Annotated in this window: 1 protein-coding gene; it reads right to left on the bottom strand. The window is 23.2% G+C overall.

The window, feature by feature from the left end; all coding sequences use genetic code 11:
• On the bottom strand, positions 1–589 hold a 589-nt coding region (locus tag GQX97_RS14140; protein WP_198391269.1), incomplete at both ends, for an MATE family efflux transporter.

Below are 589 nucleotides of genomic sequence, written 5' to 3'. Positions count from 1 at the left end.
CTTATAAAATATAATGATAATAAAAAACTTAAAGCCTGAGATATTACAGTAGCAAAAGCAGCACCTTTTACTGATAATTTAAAAACATATACAAACAGAAAATCTAATAGTATATTAGTGATRGAAGCAATAATTATAAAACATAATGATACTTTCTCTTTTCCGCTTGATTTTATTACTGATGATATAGAGCTGTATAAGAAGATRAAAAACACACCAGAAAAAATTATTCTAATATAGTCATAAGCATAATTAAAAGACTCTTTCGGTACATTCATAAATATTAATATATGCTTAGAAAATATTATTCCTAATACTGAAATTATTATAGAAAATARWGCTGATAAAAATAATAGAGTTGTAATACTTTGTTTATATTTTATAGAGTCATTAGCTCCTTTATATTTAGAGATTATAATAGAGCCTCCTATTGATAATCCTAAAGATACAGAAGTTATAATAAACATAAGTGAAGCACTATTTCCTAATGCTACAACTCCATAATCTCCAACTATATGCGAAATAAATATTATATCTATAATACTATATAAGTATTGTAGTATATTTGAAATAAATAGTATAAACGAAA

Origin of the sequence: Brachyspira sp. SAP_772 (assembly GCF_009755885.1) — a bacterium.
Taxonomy (GTDB): domain Bacteria; phylum Spirochaetota; class Brachyspiria; order Brachyspirales; family Brachyspiraceae; genus Brachyspira.
Note: the sequence above shows the minus strand (reverse complement) of the source record. Positions and strands in the feature narration are given on the sequence as shown.